Below are 18,424 nucleotides of genomic sequence, written 5' to 3'. Positions count from 1 at the left end.
GGGCAGATGACGTGCGCCACGCCCCGGGGCGGCCCGGTGGGTTCAGCGGATGCCGACGGCCGCGAGAGCGCGCCGCTGGGCGGCCGTGGGGCGGGCGGGCCAGTAGACGTAACAGACGCCGCCTGTGCCGGACACCACCTTCCCGCTCGCGTTGTAGCGCTTCGTCCGCAGCCAGATGTTCTCCCACTCGCGGCGCTTGTAGACGCGGCGTACGGCCTGGTTGCCCGGGGATGCGGGGTCGTTCGCGATCACGTCGCCGTCGGGTGTGAAGCCGATGACGGTCATGAGGTGCCCCGACGTGCCGTAGCCCGCTCCCGTCAGCTCCTCCTTGAGGAAGGACTGCGACGTTATGGCCGGGATGCCCGCGCGGATCAGGCTCTCGAGCTCGGTGAGCGAGTGGAGGCGGGTGACGACGGCGCTCATGGCCTTGTACGTCGCGGCGTACGCGGCGTTGAAGGGCCAGTTGCCGCAGCCGGAGTACTGGTAGTCGAAGGTGAAGCGCGCCGCGTGGCAGACCTGCGGGTCCGCGAAATCCGGGTTGACCCACGCCAGGTCCTCGGCGGTGGGCCTGCGGCCCCAGTACTCGATGATCATCTGCGAGGACGTGGGGCTGCACCAGGCCTCACCGCCGTTGTCGTACTCGGGGTACTGGCCGATGTGCGTGTTCTGCGAGTAGCGCGGTACGGCGAGCTCCCGGGCGACGCGGGACCGCGAGGCGGGCACGGTGAAGCGGTCCGGGATGTCGGAGGCCATCGCTCCCAGGCGCCAGACCTTCGGGGTCAGGCCGGTGCCGGGCTTGCGGTGGAGGGTCAGCCTGAGCCGGTACGACGCCAGGCGCAGGGCGCCGGCCGAACTGTTCATGGAGAACGTGTCGGTCCAGATGCTGCTCCGGCCGTCGCTCTGGTCGTCGACGGAGGTGCGCCTGATGTCGCCGTCGCCCGCGGCCCAGCGGCCCAGGACGTACCAGGGCGTCTCGGTGCCGTCCGAGTAGGTGCCGCGCAGCTCGACCGCCAGCCAGGTGCCGGGCGGGGTGTGCGCGTTCCAGGAGGCGATGACCTCGGTCGCCGGGACCGTGGAGCGGTGGACCGGGGAGGTCCAGGTAGCGCTCTCCCAGGTGGAGGTGGTGCCGGTGTGCGGGTCGGTGTAGTCGGTACGGCCCGACGGCGTACCGATGACCAGCCCGGGCCTGCGGCCCGCCACCGCCCTGGTGCCGTCCGCCGCGCCGGAACGCCAGTCCGTGGCGGAGGACCAGAAGCGGTTGTCCACCGGGCGGGAGGGCGCGCGGGAGGGGGCGCGGGTCGCGGTGCCGACAGCGGCGGCGGACGCCGTGGTGGCGCCGACGGCGGCGGCGATCGCCGCGGTCAGAACGGTGCGGCGGGAAGTGGGTCTGGTCATGGTCATGGCCCCCGAGTCGGATGCGGATGCGCGGGCAGGTGCACGACAGTGGGCCAACTATGACCGGTGGCGTCGGCCTTCTGCCAGCACCTGGGACCGCGTCGCTCCACCAATATTGGTGTGGACCGGTGGCGGCGGAGCCCGGCCGAGGTGGGGAAGAAAGGCCACCCGGTGCGCCGCCTAGGGTGGAGGCGTGGAACGTCTCGATCAGCTCGCCCGGTCCCTGCGCGCGCTGCCGCCCTCCTGCGGCCCCGTCCGCCTGGTCGCCGTCGACGGGCACGCCGGCTCGGGCAAGAGCACCTTCGCCGCCCGGCTCGCCGCCGCGCTCGGCGGCGCTCCTGTGCTGCACCTCGACGATCTGGCGACCCACGACGAGCTCTTCGAGTGGACCGGACGACTGTTCGAGCAGGTGACGGGTCCGCTCTCGCGCGGGGAGAGCGCGCGGTACGCGCCGTACGACTGGACGCGCCGCCGCTTCGGTCCCGCGTGCCCGCTGGTCCCCGCGCCCGTCGTGCTGATCGAGGGCGTCGGGGCCGGGCGGGCCGCCGTACGCCCGGAACTCGCGCGGCTGCTCTGGATGGATCTGGGTGCCGAGGAGTCGTGGGCGCGCGGGCGGCGCAGGGACGGGCAGGCCCAGGCGGCATTCTGGGACGGATGGACAGCGGCGGAGATACGCCATTTCGCCGCGGACCCCTCGCGACCGTACGCGGATCTGCTGGTACGGCAGTGTCAGGGGGGGTACGAGTGGCGCCAAGGGACTTCCGCGACAGCGTTGCCGAACCATGGCGTCACCGTCCGTGACCGCCAGGCCCCACCCTCGGGAACGGCCTGAAAAGCTCCCCCGTGAGTGCCTCAACTCCGCTTGACCCAGGGGGCGTACAGGTCTTACGTTCTCAATGTGCGGCTTTCCGAAGCCGCCGCAGACGCGAAGCCCCCGGTTGTTCCCCCGTGATCGGGGGCTTCGTTCTGCCCAGAGCCCCTTCTCCGGGCCCCGCGTGACGCAGTTCGCTCACCCTCGGTCACCGTCACTCTCCGGCCTGCGGCACTCTTAGTCCCGGACCACCCGCACAGGTACGATGCCCTTCGGTGCGGTCAATTCCCGTCCGCGACACGGCGGTTCTGAGACCTGCCGACGGGCTCAGGCCCGGCGGCACATCACGGGGGGCACAGTTCGTGGGGGATGTGACGGAATTCGGCACGCAGGGCGTGAACGCCCCGGCCGACCTCGCCTGGCTGCGTGGTGTCGACGCCTACACGATGGGCGCGTACCCGCAGGCGGAAGAGGAATTCAGGGCCGCGGTACGGATGGACCCCGGCATGGCCGACGGCTGGCTCGGCCTCCACGCGCTGCGCATCGACACCACCACCGCGCTGCTGCGCATGTACCGCCACCGCGAGCGCTTCGGCGAGCAGCGGGCCCGGCACCGGCGCACCCTCAACTCCTGGTACTGGCTGGGCTGGTGGGTCCAGCCAGTCCTGGAGAAACCGCGCGACCTGCTGCTCGCCCACGCGTCCCACTGGCTCGACGGCCGCCATGTGCCCGAGCTCGACCGCGCGCTGGCCGGGCTGCCGCCGGTGGACGCCGATCCGCAGGTGCGCTTCCTGCACGCCTGCCGGGCGTACCTGGTCAAGGACTGGGAGCAGCTCGTACGCCACACCGATCCGCTCGTCGACGACCCGCTGCTCGGCATCGAGACCGGGCTCTTCGGCGGCATGGCGCGGGTGCGCCTGGAGATGTACGGGCAGGCCGAGCCGATGCTCTCCGCCGCCCTGATGCGCTGCCGCAGCGAGCAGCCGCAGCGCAAGGAACTGCGCTACTGGCTGGCCCGCGCGCACGAGGGCACCGGGCGCAGCGCGGCCGCGCTGCCGCTGTACCGGGCGGTGCACCGGGTGGATCCGGCCTTCATGGACACCTCGGCCCGGCTCGCGGCGATCGCCGAGGGCGACGGGTACGAGGACTCCGCCGGATTCGCCGCCGTATCGCTGGCCGGGATCGGCCAGGACGCGGCGGACGCGGCGGGCGACACGGAGAGCCTCGTGGGGCCCGAGGTCCCGGAGGGCCGGGACCTGCTGCTGGGCGACGTGGGCAAGCCGCCGCTCACCGGCGGCCCGGTGCCGGTGGCGGGCGACCGCGGCGTACGGGAGAAGGCCTCCGTACCGCCGGGGCGGGGAGCGCCCCCGGCCTTTCCGTCCGGGCCCTCCGATCCCGCCCTGCTCGCCGAGGCGCTGGCGGAGCTGGAGCGCATGGTCGGCCTCGAACCGGTGAAACGCCAGGTCAAGGCGCTCTCCGCGCAGCTGAACATGGCCAGGCTGCGGGCCGGGCAGGGCCTTCCCGTCCAGCCACCCAAACGCCACTTCGTTTTCTCCGGCCCCTCCGGCACCGGCAAGACCACCGTCGCGCGGATCCTCGGCCGGGTGTTCTACGCGCTCGGGCTGCTCGGCGGCGACCATCTGGTGGAGGCCCAACGGGCCGACCTGGTGGGTGAGTTCCTCGGTCAGACCGCCGTCAAGGCGAATGAGCTGATCGACTCCGCGATCGGTGGCGTCCTCTTCGTCGACGAGGCGTACTCCCTCGCCAACTCCGGTTACAGCAAGGGCGACGCGTACGGCGACGAGGCCCTCCAGGTGCTGCTCAAGCGCGCCGAGGACAACCGGGACCACCTCGTCGTGATCCTCGCCGGCTACCCGGAGGGCATGGACCGCCTGCTCGCCGTCAATCCCGGCCTCTCGTCCCGCTTCACCACCCGCGTGGACTTCCCCAGTTACCGGCCGCTGGAGCTGACGTCCATCGGTGAGGTGCTGGCCGCCGAGAACGGCGACGCGTGGGACGACGAGGCGCTGGAGGAGCTGCGCAGCATCAGCGGGCACGTCGTCGACCAGGGCTGGATCGACGAGCTGGGGAACGGCCGTTTCCTGCGCACGCTGTACGAGAAGAGCTGTGCGTACCGCGATCTCCGGCTCTCGGGCTACGCCGCCACACCCACCCGCGACGACCTGTCGACGCTGCGCCTGCCGGACCTGATGCAGGCGTACGGCGAGGTCCTGTCGGGGCGCGGCCCGGCGAATCGCAGGCGGCAGGAACCGCCCGCGCTCTGAACGCCGCGCGGACGGTCCCGGCCCTCCCCTCACCCCACGAGCGCCGCCGGTTCGTCCGCCGCCGGCGTCGTGTCCCGGGGCAGCCGGGGCACCACCACCCGGTGGGCGGGGTCGCGTACCTCCCCCACCAGCATCTCGAGTACGTCCTCCAGCGCGACCAGGCCGAGCACCCGCCCCGCCCCGTCCGCGACCTGCGCCAGATGCGTCGCCGCGCGGCGCATCACGGACAGCGCCTCGTCCAGGGGCAGTTCGGCGCTCAGCGTCGCCATCGGCCGCCAGACCTGCTGCGGGACGCCCCGCTCCCGCTCCTCCAGGTCGAGTACGTCCTTGACGTGGACGTATCCCATGAAGGCCCCGCCCCCGACGCACACCGGGAAGCGCGAGTAGCCGGTCCGCACGGTGAGTTCCTCGATCTCGCGGGGCGTGACCGACGGCGCCACGGTGACCAGGGACGCCCGGTCGAGCAGCACGTCCGTGACCGGGAGGCTGCCGAGCTCCAGGGCGTCCTCCAACCGCTCCTGCTCCCCCGGCTCCAGCAGACCAGCCTGGCCCGAGTCCTCGACGAGACGGTTGAGCTGCTCACTGGTGAACACCGCCTCGACCTCGTCCCTGGCCTCGACGCCGAACAGCCGCAGCACCACCCGCGCGCACGCGCCGAGCCCCGCCGTCACCGGGCGGCACAGCCGGGCGAACCCGACCAGGCCCGGGCTGAGCCACAGCGCGGTCTTCTCGGGGGCCGCCATGGCGAGGTTCTTGGGAACCATCTCGCCGATGACCAGGTGCAGGAAGACGACCACGGCGAGCGCGATCACGTAACCCAGCGGGTGGATCAGCCCTGCGGGCAGGTGGACGGCGTGGAAGACCGGCTCCAGCAGATGCGCCACCGTCGGCTCCGCGACCGCGCCGAGCGTCAGCGAGCAGACGGTGATGCCGAACTGCGCCGCCGCCATCATCTGCGGCAGGTTCTCCAGCCCGTGCATGACCTGCCTGGCGCGCGCCGAGCCCTCGGCCGCGAGCGGTTCGATCTGGCTGCGGCGCACGGAGACGAGCGCGAACTCGGCGCCCACGAAGAAGCCGTTCGCGAGCACGAGGAGCACGGCGAACAGCAGGTGCAGAACGCTCATCGCACGGCCTCCGGAACCTGCGCGGTGCGGACGAACCGCACCCGCTCGGCGCGGTAGCGGTCCACCTGGCGTACGGAGAGCCGCCAGCCGGGCAGGTCGGCGCGGTCGCCGGGCGCGGGGATGCGTCCCAGCAGGTCGGCGACCAGGCCGGCCACGGTCTCGTACGGCCCCTCGGGTACGTCGAGGCCTATGCGCCGCAGGGTGAGGATCCGGCAGCTGCCGTCCGCCTCCCAGGCCGGATGGCCGTCCTCGGCGGGCGCCGCGGCCAGTTCCGGCCGCTCGGCGCCCTCGTCGTCGTGCTCGTCCCTGACCTCTCCGACGAGTTCCTCGACGATGTCCTCCAGGGTGACGACCCCCGCCGTACCGCCGTACTCGTCGACGACGACGGCGATCGGCTGCTCGCTGCGCAGCCGCTCGAGGAGCTGCTGCACGGGGAGGGTCTCGGGAACCATCAGCGGCGGTACGGCGACCCGGGCCACCGGGGTCCGCAGTCTTTCGTGCACGGGCACGGCGAGCGCGTCCTTGAGGTGGACCATGCCCACGACCTCGTCGATGCGGTCCCGGTAGACGGGGAAGCGCGAGAGGCCGGTGGCGCGGGTGAGGTTGAGTACGTCCGCCGCCGTCGCGGAGGACTGGAGGGCACTGACCTTCACGCGCGGCGTCATGACGTGCTGCGCGGTGAGGCCGCCGAGCGAGAGGGTGCGTACGAACAGATCGGCGGTGTCCTGTTCGAGTGCGCCGGCCCGCGCCGAGTGGCGGGCGAGCGAGACGAGCTCTCCGGGGGTGCGGGCGGAGGCCAGCTCGTCGGTGGGCTCGACGCCCAGCATGCGGACGAGCCGGTTGGCGACCGCGTTCAGCAGGGAGATCACGGGACGGAAGACGGTCGAGAAGAGATGCTGCGGCCCGGCAACGAAACGCGCGACCTGCAACGGACGGGAGACGGCCCAGTTCTTCGGGACGAGCTCGCCGATCACCATCTGCACGGCGGAGGCGAGCAGCATGCCGACCACGACGGAGACGCCGGAGACGGCCCCTTCAGGTATCCCGGCCGCGGTGAGGGGACCGGACAGCAGGTGGGCGAGCGCGGGCTGGGCCAGCATGCCGACCACCAGCGAGGTGATGGTGATGCCGAGCTGGGTTCCCGAGAGCTGGAAGGACAGCTCGCGCAGCGCCGCGACGACGGTGCGAGCGCGCCGGTCGCCATCGGCCGCGGCGCGCTCGGCGTCCTGCTTCTCGACCGTGACCAGGCCGAATTCGGCGGCCACGAAGAAACCGTTGGCGAGGATCAGGAGGAATGCCGCAGCGAGCAGCAGGAGGGGGATGGTCATGCCGCCGCCTCAGCAGAAGGGGCGGCGCAGATACTGCCGGACGATCCGTCCATTGCTGGAGGGAGTCACTCCTCGGGTCGCAGGTGCCCCGCGGGCCAAAGGGCGCCGTTACATGCGGAGCGGGGCGCCCTCGGCGCCGCCTGCAACAGAGTAAACGGGACCGGGGCGGCTCGGGCAGGTGCTCAGCTGTCGTGTGTGCCGGTGCCGCGGGATTCCGCCAGGGCGCGCAGGGCGCGGGCGTCGCGGACGGCCTGCTGCTTGGCGACTCCGGGCTGGATTCCGAGCGCGGGCAGGCTGGTGCCGTCGCTGAGGTCGAGGAAGACCCAGGCGTCGCCGGGGCGCAGGTTGACCCGCAGGATCTCGGCCCACTCCAGCCGGCGCTTGGTGGTCAGATTGACCACCGTGACGCCGGCCTCGTCGGCGACGACCTTGGGCCGGCTCAGTAGCAGCAGTACGGCGAAGAGCAGGACCGCGGTGAAGATGAAGGTGGCCCGCTCCCCGCCGCTGAGCGTTTCGAGCAGCAGGGCGATCGCGGTGATGACGGCGAACATCGCCACGCCGACGGTCAGCAGGACGGCCCGGGTGCGGGTCGGCCGGAAAGTGACCGGCAGGGCGGGGAGTTCGGGCTGTGACACGGCGGTCGCGTTCCTTAGAGGGTGTGGGGGCGGCTGTACGGCGGTCAGAGGCGGCAGGCGTGGATGGCCGTGGTGAGGATGGCGCGCGCGCCGAGCTCGTACAGGTCGTCCATGACGCGCTGGGACTCCTTGGCCGGGACCATCGAGCGGACGGCGACCCAGCCCTCGTTGTGCAGCGGCGAGATGGTCGGCGATTCCAGGCCCGGGGTGAGGGCGACGGCCGCTTCGAGGTGCTCGGCGCGGCAGTCGTAGTCCATCATCACGTAGCTGCGGGCGACCAGGACGCCCTGGAGGCGGCGCAGGAACTGGGCAACCTTCGGGTCGACGGCCTCCTCGGCGGACACGCCGGTGCGGCGGATCACGACGGCCTCGGACTTCATGATCGGCTCGCCGATCACTTCGAGACCCGCGTTGCGCAGGCTCGTGCCGGTCTCGACGACGTCGGCGATGATCTGGGCGACGCCCAGCTCGATGGCCGTCTCGACCGCGCCGTCCAGGTGGACGACGGCGGCGTCGATGCCCTCGTCGGCGAGGTGCTTGGCGACGATGCCCTCGTAGGAGGTGGCCACCGTCATGCCGCCGAAGTCCTTGACGCCGGTCGCGGTGCCTGGCTTGGTGGCGTACCGGAACGTCGAGCGGGCGAAGCCGAGCTGGAGGATCTCCTCGGCGTTGGCGCCGGAGTCCAGCAGCAGGTCGCGCCCGGTGATGCCGATGTCGAGGCGGCCGGAGCTCACGTAGATCGCGATGTCGCGGGGCCGCAGGTAGAAGAACTCGACCTCGTTCTCGGGGTCGACGAGGCGAAGCTCTTTCGACTCCTTGCGCTGCTGGTAACCGGCCTCATGGAGCATCTCCGACGCAGGTCCGGAGAGGGAGCCCTTGTTGGGGATGGCGATGCGCAGCATGAGGTCAGGTCCTTCTGTGCGGTGGGAGTCGTAGTCGTGCGTTCGAGAAGAGAAGATGCGGCTCAGAGGTGGGCGTAGACGTCGTCGAGCGAGATCCCGCGGGCGACCATCATCACCTGGACGTGGTACAGCAGCTGCGAGATCTCCTCGGCGGCGGCTTCCTTGCCCTCGTACTCGGCGGCCATCCAGACCTCGGCGGCCTCTTCGACGACCTTCTTGCCGATGGCATGCACGCCCTTGTCCACCAGCTCGGCGGTGCGGGAGGTGGAGGGGTCGCCGTTGGCGGCCTTGAGCTGGAGCTCGGTGAAGAGCTCTTCGAAGGTTTTGTTGGCCATGATGGTCCTAAGAGTACGGGGTGGCCCGCTGCCACTCAGCGCCAGGGTTCGGCGACCGTGCGCAGCGTGGTCGCGGTCGCGACGGCCGCGGTGACCGCCTCGTGGCCCTTGTCCTCGTTCGATCCCTCGATGCCGGCCCGGTCGAGCGCCTGCTCCTCGGTGTCGCAGGTCAGTACGCCGAAGCCGATGGGGACACCGGTGTCGACGGAGACCTGGGTGAGGCCGTTCGTGACGCCCTGGCACACATACTCGAAGTGCGGGGTTCCGCCCCGGATGACGACGCCGAGCGCGACGATCGCGTCGTAGCCGCGGCCCGCGAGGACCTTCGCGACGACCGGGAGCTCGAAGCTGCCGGGGACCCGCAGCACGGTCGGCTCGTCGATGCCCAGCTCGTGCAGGGCGCGCAGCGCGCCGTCGACGAGGCCGTCCATGACCTTCTCGTGCCACTGGGCCGCGATCACCGCCACCCGGAGGTCGCCGCAGTTCTTCACACTCAGTTCGGGTGCGCCCTTGCCACTCACGCGTTGTCTCCTTCGAGGTTGGTACGGAGTTACTGGTTGCCGCAGGTGGAGGCGGAGGCGCCGTCCAGCCACGGAAGGTCGTGTCCCATCCGGTCCCGCTTGGTGCGCAGGTACCGGAGGTTGTGCTCGCCCGCCTTGACGGGCATGGGCTCGCGATCGAGGACGGTCAGGCCGTGCCGTACGAGCGCGTCGGTCTTCTCGGGGTTGTTCGTCATCAGCCTGAGGCTGTGGACGCCGAGGTCTTCGAGGATCTGCGCGCCCGCCGCGTAGTCGCGGGCGTCGGCGGGCAGGCCCAGCTCCAGATTGGCGTCGAGGGTGTCGCGGCCGAGTTCCTGTAGCTCGTACGCGCGCAGCTTGGACAGCAGCCCGATGCCGCGCCCCTCGTGCCCGCGCAGGTAGACCACGACGCCGCGGCCGGTCTCGGTGATGCGCTGCATGGACGCTTCCAGCTGCGGGCCGCAGTCGCAGCGCTGCGAGCGGAAGATGTCGCCGGTCAGGCACTCGGAGTGGATCCGTACGAGGACGTCGTCGCCGTCGCCGATCTCACCGTGCACGAGCGCGACGTGCTCGACGCCGTCGACGGTCGAGCGGTAGCCGTACGCCGTGAAGTCCCCGAAGGTCGTGGGGAGCTGGACGGTGGCCTCGCGGCGGACCTTCGGGTCGGAGGTGCGGCGGTAGGCGATCAGGTCCTCGATGGAGATGATCGTCAGGCCGTGTTTGCGGGCGAACGGGATCAGCTCGGGCAGCCGCAGCATCACGCCGTCCTCGCCGGCGATCTCGACGATGGCGCCGGCCGGGCGCAGGCCGGCGAGCCGGGCGAGGTCGACCGCGGCCTCGGTGTGGCCGTTGCGGACGAGTACGCCGCCGGGCTTGGCGCGCAGCGGGAAGATGTGGCCGGGGCGGACGAAGTCGCCCGCGGTGGAGCGGCCGCTCGCCAGGAGCCGGAGGGTCGCGGCGCGGTCGGCGGCCGAGATGCCGGTCGTGACGCCGTGTTCGGCGGAGGCGTCGACGGAGACGGTGAAGGCCGTACTCATCGACTCGGTGTTGTTCTCGACCATCTGCGGGAGTTCGAGCCGCTCCAGCTCGTCGCCCTCCATGGGCGCGCAGATCAGGCCGCGGCACTCGCTCATCATGAAAGCGACGATCTCGGGCGTCGCCATCTCGGCGGCGATGACGAGGTCGCCCTCGTTCTCCCGGTTCTCGTCGTCGACGACGACCACGGGACGGCCGGCGGCGATGTCGCGGATGGCCTGCTCGACGGGGTCGAGGGCCAGGTCCTCGGCGTTGTCGGTGCTGTACCAGGTGGGCAGGGCACTCATGCTGCTGCTCCTTCCATGACGGGCTTCACGCTCGTACGCGAGCGCTGCCACCAGTCGTAGGCACCCCACAGGACGAGGGCGAGGTAGACGACGTACACAAGACCGGAGAAGGCGAGGCCGCTGTTGAAGGCGAGCGGGACGCCCACCAGGTCGACCAGCAGCCAGGCGAACCAGAACTCGACCAGGCCACGGGCCTGGGCGACCATCGCGACGAGCGTGCCGACGAAGATGTACGCGTCGGCCCAGGGGCTCCAGGACAGCGACGGGTACAGCGTGAAGAGGCCGCCGACGGCCAGCGTGCCGACGACCGCTCCGGCGAGGAGCAGTGCGCGCTCGCGCCAGGTGGCGAAGCGGACGGCGATCGAGCCGTCCTGGGCCTGCTGTCGGCCGAGCTGCCACTGCCGCCAGCCCCACAGGGCGACGCCGATGACCAGCAGCTGCTTGCCGACGCCGCCGCTGAGGTTCGCGGAGGAGTACGCGGCGACGAGGACGACGCCGGACAGGAACTGGGCGGGCCAGGTCCATATGGAGCGGCGCCATCCGAGACCGAGGGCGATCAGGCCGATGGTGTTGCCGATCATGTCGGACCACATGATGTGCTGGTCGAAGGCCGTGAAGGCCTCGCTGTTGAGCCAGGACACGGCGCTCACTTGACGCTCTCCTTCCGGCCTGTGCCCAGCAGTCGCTCGACGTACTTGGCGAGTACGTCCACTTCCAGGTTGACCCGGTCCCCGGCCTGCTTGATGCCGAGGGTGGTGAGGTCGAGGGTGGTGGGGATGAGGCTGATGGTGAAGTAGTCGTCCCCGGCCTCGACGACGGTGAGGCTCACGCCGTCGACGGTGATGGAACCCTTCTCGACGATGTACCGGGCGAGGTCCGAGGGGAGCGAGACCTTGACGATCTCCCAGTGCTCGGAGGGCTCGCGGCCGGTGATCGTGCCGGTGCCGTCGACGTGCCCCTGCACGAGGTGTCCGCCGAGGCGGCCGCCGAGCGCCATCGGGCGCTCCAGGTTGACGCGGGAGCCGACGGCCAGGGCGCCGAGGCTGGAGCGCTTCAGCGTCTCGGCCATGACGTCGGCGGTGAACTCACCATCCCCGCAGTCCACGACGGTGAGGCAGACGCCGTTGACGGCGATCGAGTCGCCGTGCTTGGCGTCCTCGGTGACGAGGGGTCCGCGCAGTCGGAAACGGGAGGCGTCACCGAGGTTCTCGACGGCGGTGACCTCGCCCAGCTCTTCGACGATTCCGGTGAACACTCAGTGCTCCTTCGATACGGGTGTGGCGGGGACGGCGGTGATGCGCAGATCGGGGCCGATGCGGACGGTCTCGGTCACGTCGAGCCGCAACGCCTCGGTGAGGGTGGTGATTCCGGCGTCGGCGAGGGCGGCGGGGCCCGCGCCGAGCAGTACCGGGGCGAGGTATCCGGTGACGGTGTCGACGGCGTCCGCGGCGACGAAGGCGCCGGCGAGCGTCGGACCGCCTTCGAGGAGCACGGAGCGCACGCCGCGGGAGTGCAGGGCGGCGAGCAGCGCGTGGATGTCGAGGCCGCCGGCGGCGCGTGGCAGCCGTACGACCTCCGCCCCGGCTTCGGCCAGGTGCGCCGCGTCGGCGTCCTCGGCGACCGCGATCAGTGTGGGCGCGGCGTCGTCGAGGACGCGGGCGCCGGGCTTGACGGCGGTGGCGTGGGTGTCGACGACGACCCGCAGGGGCTGGGTGACCGCCGCGGCGCCCTCGGCGGCCGCGGTGCCGCGTACGGCGAGGTGGGGGTCGTCGGCGCGCATCGTGCCGGAGCCGACGATCACGGCGTCCGCCTCGGCGCGCAGCCGGTGGACGTCGGCGCGGGACTCGGCGGAGCTGATCCAGCGGCTCGTGGAGTCGGCGGCGGCGATGCGGCCGTCGAGCGTCGCGGCGTACTTCCACCGCACGTACGGGCGGCCGAGGCGTACGGACGTGAGCCAGGCGATGTTGCCGGCCTGCGCCTCGTCCGCGAGCAGGCCCTGCTCGACCTGGACGCCGGCCGCGCGCAGGGTGTCGGCGCCGCCGGTGGCCTGTGGGTTCGGGTCGGCGACGGCGTATACGACGCGGGCGATTCCGGCGGCGACGAGGGCTTGGGCGCAGGGGCCGGTGCGACCGGTGTGGTTGCAGGGTTCGAGGGTGACGTACGCCGTACCGCCGCGCGCCAGCTCCCCCGCTTCCCGCAGGGCGTGGACCTCGGCGTGCGGGCCGCCCGCGCGCTGGTGGAATCCGGCGCCGGCCGGCTGTCCGGCGGCGTCGACGACGACGCATCCGACGACCGGGTTGGGGCTGGTGGAACCGAGTCCGCGGGCGGCGAGCGCGATCGCCCGGCGCATGGCGTTCGCGTCGGTCGTGGCTTCGGCTGCGGTGGCCACCGGGTCCTCCTGCCTCTTCGGGCACGGACTCCGGGGCTGTCGATGACGACAGAGAGCGGGAAACGCCCACGGGTACGACGGGACGCCGTAGCCGGAAAGAGGGATCGCCCTTGGAGGACGAGCCGGACCGCCGACAGCGGCGTACCCATGACCTGTGACGGCCCGCCGCGCACTGCCTCCCATCCGGACTTTCACCGTCGGTACAGGAATTTCACCTGTTCAACCGGCCACTGGAGGTGACCGGGTCGCGGACTATAACCGCCGGTTCGGAATTACACCGACCCCGGAGTGCGCTGCTGCTGGTACAGGGTCAGTGTGCCACGCCCGGCGTGGTGCCACGCATCCGATTTCCTGTGGCCCGGCTCACAGGAGATTGGTCCATACCTATTGACCGCTCTGGTCTAGTCCTCTTAACGTCTGCGCCACAGGACGATCACCCACCGTTCGCTGTGCCAGGCCGACCTCCCCAGGAGGAACAGACCGTGCTGTCCCCCACCCGAGCGAGAACCTCCCTGCTCGCCGCCGGCGCAACCGTCGCCGGTCTCCTGCTCAGTTCACTCGCCGGAGGCGTCTCGCACGCCGCCGACAACGAGTCCTGTCGTCCCGACGGGCTGTACAAGACCCCGGGCGTGGACGTCCCGTACTGCTCCGTCTACGACGCCGAGGGCCGCGAGAAGATGGGCGCCGACCACAAGCGCCGCGTCATCGGCTACTTCACCGGCTGGCGTACGGGCAAGAACGGCGAGCCCGCGTACCTGGCCTCCGACATCCCGTGGGACAAGGTCACCCACCTCAACTACGCTTTCGCGCACATCAGGAGCGACCACAAGATCTCGGTCGGCTCCGACGGCGAGAAGAACGCCGCGACCGGGATGACCTGGCCGGGCGTGGCCGGTGCGGAGATGGACCCGGCGTACGGCTACAAGGGCCATTTCAATCTGCTGAGCAAATTCAAGAAGCAGCACCCGGACGTCAAGACGCTTGTCTCGGTGGGCGGCTGGGCCGAGACCGGCGGGTATTTCGCCGACAACGGCGACCGGGTGAATTCCGGCGGGTTCTACGCGATGGCGACCAACGCGGACGGCTCGGTCAACCAGGCGGGCATCGACACGTTCGCGGACTCGACGGTCGCCTTCATCAAGAAGTACGGATTCAACGGCGTCGACATCGACTACGAGTACCCGACGACGATGAAGGACGCGGGCAATCCGCTGGACTTCTCGTACTCGAACGCGCGCCGGGCCGGTCTGGTCAAGGGCTACGCGGCGCTGATGAAGACGCTGCGCGAGAAGCTCGACCGGGCGGGGGACGCCGACGGGAAGCACTACCTGCTGACCGTGGCCGCGCCCTCGTCGGGCTATCTGCTGCGCGGCATGGAGACCTTCCAGGTCCAGAAATACCTGGATTACGTCAACATCATGTCGTACGACCTGCACGGCGCCTGGAACGAATACGTCGGCCCCAACGCCTCGCTCTTCGACGACGGCAAGGACGCCGAACTGGCGGCCGCCGGTGTGTATGCCACCGCGCAGTACGGCGGGGTCGGATATCTGAACACCGACTGGGCGTATCACTATTTCCGCGGCTCGATGCCGGCCGGCCGCATCAACATCGGTCTGCCGTACTACACCCGCGGCCACAAGAACGTGCAGGGCGGCACGGACGGTCTCTGGGGCAAGGCGCCTTCGACGAACTGCCCGGCCGGCGCGGGTCTGACCAAGTGCGGCGACGGCGCTTCGGGTATCGACAACCTCTGGCACGACAAGGACACGGCGGGCAAGGAGTCCCCGGCCGGATCCAACCCGATGTGGCACGCGAAGAACCTGGAGAAGGGCGTCGTCGGGGACTACGTCACCAGGTACGGCTTCCCCGCCGACACCAAGTTGACCGGCACGTACGCCCGCAAGTACGACTCGACGCTCGTCGCGCCCTGGCTGTGGAACGCGGAGAAGAAGGTCTTCCTGTCGACCGAGGACGAGCAGTCCGTCAAGGCCAAGGCCGACTACGTGGTGGACAAGGGCATCGGCGGCACGATGGTCTGGGAGCTGGCGGGCGACTACGACTGGAACGCGGCCAAGGGCCAGTACGAGATCGGCGACTCGCTGACGACAGCGATGTACGAGAAGTTCAAGTCGGCCTCGCCCTACGGCGCGAAGCGCTCCACCGTCGAGCTGCCGGCGCAGGCACTCGACATCGGTGTGGACTTCGGGCAGTTCCCGCTCGGGGACTCCAACTACCCCATCAGCCCCAAACTGAAGATCACGAACAACTCGAAGGCGACCCTGCCCGGTGGTACGGAGTTCCAGTTCGACTACGCGACCTCGGCGCCCGCCAACGCCAAGGACCAGTCCGGCTTCAACACGAGGATCGTGCGCAGCGACCACACCGCCGCCAACAACATCGGTGGCCTGAAAGGCGACTACAACCGCGTCTCGCTGAAGCTGCCGGGCTGGCAGACGCTCGCGCCGGGCGCCTCGGTCGAGCTGGACTTCGTCTACTACCTGCCGACGTCGACGCCGTCCAACTGGACGGTGACCGTCGGCGGCCAGTCCTACGCCCTGGCAGGGGACTTGGCGCGCGGCACGACGGTGCTCGACCCGGGGACCGGTCCCGGTCCGGACCCCAGCCCCACCCCGAGCCCGGGCGGGCCGTGCTCCGCGCCCGTGTGGAGCGCCTCGTCCGAGTACGGCAGCGGTACGACCGTCGCCCACAAGTCGCACCAGTGGAAGTCCAAGTGGTGGACGAAGGGCGAAGAGCCGGGTACTACCGGTGGGTGGGGTGTGTGGCAGGACCTCGGAGCCTGCTGACCCGCCCCCGTCGAACGCCCGGCGGCGGTGACCGGCCCTTCCCGCCGCCGGGTCTCCGCCTCTCAGCCCCGATGGGCGAACACGTCGTCCTGGGCGGCGTCCCGCGCTGCGAGCAGCGCGCCCTGGAGCACCGCCGCGTCGCCCAGTTCCCCGGCCCGCACCTCCGTGCGCAGCGGCGACATCGCGGCCAGCCTGCCGGCGACGCGGTCGGCGAGGGCCGCGCCGCCCGTATGGCCGGTCTCGCCGCCCAGGAGGACGCAGCCCGGGTCGAGTACGGCGGTGACGGACGCCGCGCCGACGGCCAGGCGGTCGGCGAGGGCGTCCAGGAAGGGCTCGCCGCGCCGCTCCGCCGCGAGGGCCGCCCGTACACCCGCGGCGGCGGAAGGGTCCCCTGCGGTCACCAGGCCGTGACGGGCGGCGAGTTCGCCGATCGCGGCGCCGCCGACCAGCGAATGGAATCCGCCTCCGCAGTCCGTCGCCGAGGGAAGCCCCACGGTGCCCGGCACCGGCAGGAAGCCGATCTCACCGGCGCCTCCCGAGGCCCCGCGGCGCAGCTTGCCGTCGAGCACGAGCGCCGCGCCGACGCCGTGGCCGAGCCAGAGCAGTACGAAGGTCTCGCGGTCGCGGGCCGCGCCGAGCCGCTGCTCCGCGACGGCGGCGAGGTTGGTCTCGTTCTCCACGAGCACCCTGGCGGGGAGCCGCTCCTGGAGGGCGGCGACCAGCCTGCGGTGCCAGGCGGGGAGGCCTGTGGTGTCACGCAGTTCCCCGGTCGCCGGGTCGATCAGACCGGGGGCGCCGATCCCCACGCTGTGCAGCCGGGCCGCGCCGGCCTCGCGGGCGGTGCGTTCCAGGAGGGCCACCGCCTGCTCGACGGCGGGTCCGGTGCCGGTCGCGTCGCCGTCGATCGGCAGCGTCGCCTCGGCGAGAGTCGTACCGAGCAGGTCGGCCACGACGACCGAGACCCCCTGGGTCCGTACGTCGAGCGCGGCGAGGTGCGCGCGGTCCGCCACGATGCCGTACAGCCGCGCGTTCGGGCCGCGGCGCTGTGCGCCGGTCTCCCCCACCACCGCGATCAGGCCCGCACCCTGCAGCCGTTCGACCAGGTCGGCGACGGAGGGGCGGGAGAGTCCGGTCAGCGTTTTGAGCTGTCCTGCCGTCAACGGGCCCTCGTCCTGGAGCAGCTTGAGGGCGAAGCGGTCGTTGATGGCCCGGGCGGTGCTCGGTGAGGCGGGCATGCCACGGATCCTCTCAGACTGACGCCTTCTATTTATCAGGCAGGGTTCCTGATAGTTTATTCCGACACGCTGGAAGCACGGGGCGACGGGGAGGACGCGACGGATGCCGGGCGAAACGGTCTTCAGTCAGCAGCAGTTGCAGCGGGCACGGTATGCCGTGGCCGCCGTTTTCTGTGTGCACGGGGCGGTCACCGGCAGTTTCGCCACCCGTATCCCGTGGATCGCGGACCACACCGGCGTCAGCGCGGGACAGCTCGGCCTGGCCCTGGCCTTCCCGGCGATCGGCGCCTCGGTGGCGATGCCGCTGGCGGGCGCGATCAGCCACCGGTTCGGGGCGCGGGCCGCGCTGCGCGGGCTGCTGGTGCTGTGGACGCTGTCCCTGATCCTGCCCGCGCTCGCGCCGGATCTGCTGACGCTGTGCGCCGCGTTGTCCGCGTACGGCGCGGCGGCGGGGATGTCGGACGTGGCGATGAACGCGCTCGGCGTCGAGGTCGAGAACCGGATCGACAAGTCGATCATGTCCGGGCTTCACGGCATGTGGAGCGCGGGAGCGCTGATCGGCTCGGCGGCCGGAACGGTCGCCGCCCACCTGGGCAGCGACGCGCGGCTGCACCACACGCTGGCGGCCGTGGCGCTGACCGTGCTCGGGCTGGTCGCCTGCCAGGGGGTGATCGACCTGCGGAGCGCGCCGGGCGCGGAGGCTCCGCCGCGCTTCGCGCTGCCGCCCAGGTCGGCGCTGGTGATCGGCGCGATCGGGTTCTGCGCGGTCTTCGCGGAGGGGGCGAGCCTGGACTGGTCGGCGGTCTATCTGCGGGACGTGCTGGACACCTCGCCGGGCGTCGCGGCGGCCTCGACGACCGCGTTCGCGCTGACGATGGCGGTGGCGCGACTGGCCGGGGACCGGGTGGTCGACCGGTTCGGTCCGGTACGTACGGTCCGGGTGGGCGGCGTGGCGGCGACGGCCGGTGGCGTACTGGTGGTGGCCGCGCCCCACCCGGCGCTCGCCATGGCCGGCTTCGCGCTGATCGGGCTCGGGGTCGCGGTGGTCGTACCGCTGGCCTTCGCCGCGGCGGGGCGCAGTGGTTCGAACCCGAGCCAGGCGATCGCGGGCGTCGCGACGATCACGTACACCTCGGGCCTGATCGCCCCGTCGGCGATCGGCGCGGTCGCGGACGCGACGTCGCTGGTGGTGTCGTTCGGGCTGGTGACGGTGCTGGCGTTCGGTCTGGTGGTGGGGGCGGGGGTGCTGCGCGGGGCGGGACGGGTCTCGGCGGGCGCCCGGAGCAAGGCGGAGGCCCCGGCGGCGGCGAAGGACTAGGGGCCGCGTGCCTGCGGGGG

General features: G+C 71.4%; 16 protein-coding genes and 1 riboswitch. Of the genes, 4 read left to right on the top strand and 12 right to left on the bottom strand.

The features are described 5' to 3' along the window. Positions 1 to 42 precede the first annotated feature (42 nt). Positions 43 to 1,395, bottom strand: a complete 1,353-nt coding sequence (locus tag ACWIHY_RS09860) for a peptidase C39 family protein (RefSeq protein WP_454375106.1) — start codon at positions 1,393 to 1,395, stop codon at positions 43 to 45. Positions 1,396 to 1,588: 193 nt separating this feature from the next. On the opposite strand from ACWIHY_RS09860, the gene ACWIHY_RS09855 reads away from it, so the two are divergent. Then, positions 1,589 to 2,227 carry a uridine kinase family protein gene (locus tag ACWIHY_RS09855; protein WP_454375105.1) on the top strand — a complete coding sequence of 213 codons (639 nt, stop codon included), beginning with the start codon at positions 1,589 to 1,591 and terminating at the stop codon, positions 2,225 to 2,227. 341 nt (positions 2,228 to 2,568) lie between these two features. Continuing rightward, complete coding sequence (locus ACWIHY_RS09850) at positions 2,569 to 4,491, top strand: AAA family ATPase (protein ID WP_454375104.1); 1,923 nt, start codon at positions 2,569 to 2,571, stop codon at positions 4,489 to 4,491. A 29-nt stretch (positions 4,492 to 4,520) separates the two neighbouring features. Here the strand turns inward: ACWIHY_RS09850 and ACWIHY_RS09845 are convergent, their stop codons facing one another. The 10 genes from ACWIHY_RS09845 to ribD all read right to left on the bottom strand — a co-directional run bounded on the left by ACWIHY_RS09845 (position 4,521) and on the right by ribD (position 13,044). Beyond that, positions 4,521 to 5,615 (bottom strand): hemolysin family protein, encoded by a 1,095-nt coding sequence (locus tag ACWIHY_RS09845; RefSeq protein WP_454375103.1) that lies wholly within the window; start codon positions 5,613 to 5,615, stop codon positions 4,521 to 4,523. Further along, the gene (locus ACWIHY_RS09840) at positions 5,612 to 6,943 is read right to left on the bottom strand and encodes a hemolysin family protein (protein WP_454375102.1); all 1,332 of its coding nucleotides are present in this window, start codon (positions 6,941 to 6,943) and stop codon (positions 5,612 to 5,614) included. The genes ACWIHY_RS09845 and ACWIHY_RS09840 overlap by 4 nt, the downstream gene beginning before the upstream one ends. 182 nt (positions 6,944 to 7,125) lie before the next feature. After that, positions 7,126 to 7,578, bottom strand: a complete 453-nt coding sequence (locus ACWIHY_RS09835; protein ID WP_454375101.1) for a PH domain-containing protein — start codon at positions 7,576 to 7,578, stop codon at positions 7,126 to 7,128. 44 nt (positions 7,579 to 7,622) lie between these two features. Further along, on the bottom strand, positions 7,623 to 8,480 hold the full coding sequence (gene hisG / locus ACWIHY_RS09830; protein WP_454375100.1) for an ATP phosphoribosyltransferase: 858 nt from the start codon (positions 8,478 to 8,480) through the stop codon (positions 7,623 to 7,625). A gap of 62 nt (positions 8,481 to 8,542) precedes the next feature. Further along, entirely contained in the window at positions 8,543 to 8,815 is a 273-nt protein-coding gene (locus ACWIHY_RS09825; protein WP_214905880.1) for a phosphoribosyl-ATP diphosphatase, read from the bottom strand. Positions 8,816 to 8,850: 35 nt separating this feature from the next. Then, entirely contained in the window at positions 8,851 to 9,336 is a 486-nt protein-coding gene (gene ribH, locus ACWIHY_RS09820) for a 6,7-dimethyl-8-ribityllumazine synthase (RefSeq protein WP_355267533.1), read from the bottom strand. Positions 9,337 to 9,365: 29 nt separating this feature from the next. Continuing rightward, on the bottom strand, positions 9,366 to 10,655 hold the full coding sequence (locus ACWIHY_RS09815; RefSeq protein ID WP_454375099.1) for a bifunctional 3,4-dihydroxy-2-butanone-4-phosphate synthase/GTP cyclohydrolase II: 1,290 nt from the start codon (positions 10,653 to 10,655) through the stop codon (positions 9,366 to 9,368). After that, complete coding sequence (locus ACWIHY_RS09810) at positions 10,652 to 11,305, bottom strand: nicotinamide mononucleotide transporter family protein (RefSeq protein WP_454375098.1); 654 nt, start codon at positions 11,303 to 11,305, stop codon at positions 10,652 to 10,654. The genes ACWIHY_RS09815 and ACWIHY_RS09810 overlap by 4 nt, the downstream gene beginning before the upstream one ends. After that, positions 11,302 to 11,910 carry a riboflavin synthase gene (locus tag ACWIHY_RS09805; RefSeq protein ID WP_454375097.1) on the bottom strand — a complete coding sequence of 203 codons (609 nt, stop codon included), beginning with the start codon at positions 11,908 to 11,910 and terminating at the stop codon, positions 11,302 to 11,304. The genes ACWIHY_RS09810 and ACWIHY_RS09805 overlap by 4 nt, the downstream gene beginning before the upstream one ends. After that, positions 11,911 to 13,044: a bifunctional diaminohydroxyphosphoribosylaminopyrimidine deaminase/5-amino-6-(5-phosphoribosylamino)uracil reductase RibD gene (ribD, locus tag ACWIHY_RS09800; protein WP_454375096.1), complete on the bottom strand. Its 1,134-nt coding sequence runs from the start codon at positions 13,042 to 13,044 to the stop codon at positions 11,911 to 11,913. A 165-nt stretch (positions 13,045 to 13,209) separates the two neighbouring features. Beyond that, positions 13,210 to 13,340: riboswitch (FMN riboswitch) on the bottom strand. A 186-nt stretch (positions 13,341 to 13,526) separates the two neighbouring features. On the opposite strand from ribD, the gene ACWIHY_RS09795 reads away from it, so the two are divergent. Further along, entirely contained in the window at positions 13,527 to 15,851 is a 2,325-nt protein-coding gene (locus ACWIHY_RS09795) for a chitinase C-terminal domain-containing protein (RefSeq protein ID WP_454375095.1), read from the top strand. Between the two features lie 62 nt (positions 15,852 to 15,913). On the opposite strand, the gene ACWIHY_RS09790 is transcribed toward ACWIHY_RS09795, so the two are convergent. Further along, positions 15,914 to 17,086, bottom strand: coding sequence for an ROK family transcriptional regulator (locus ACWIHY_RS09790; protein WP_454375094.1), 1,173 nt, complete (start codon positions 17,084 to 17,086; stop codon positions 15,914 to 15,916). Between the two features lie 103 nt (positions 17,087 to 17,189). On the opposite strand from ACWIHY_RS09790, the gene ACWIHY_RS09785 reads away from it, so the two are divergent. Further along, a complete protein-coding gene (locus ACWIHY_RS09785) occupies positions 17,190 to 18,404 on the top strand; it encodes an MFS transporter (protein ID WP_454375093.1) in 1,215 nt (404 codons plus the stop codon). Positions 18,405 to 18,424: the final 20 nt, after the last annotated feature.

It is taken from the genome of Streptomyces sp. NPDC055287 (assembly GCF_053646035.1).
This window is presented reverse-complemented; position numbering and strand designations above follow the sequence as displayed.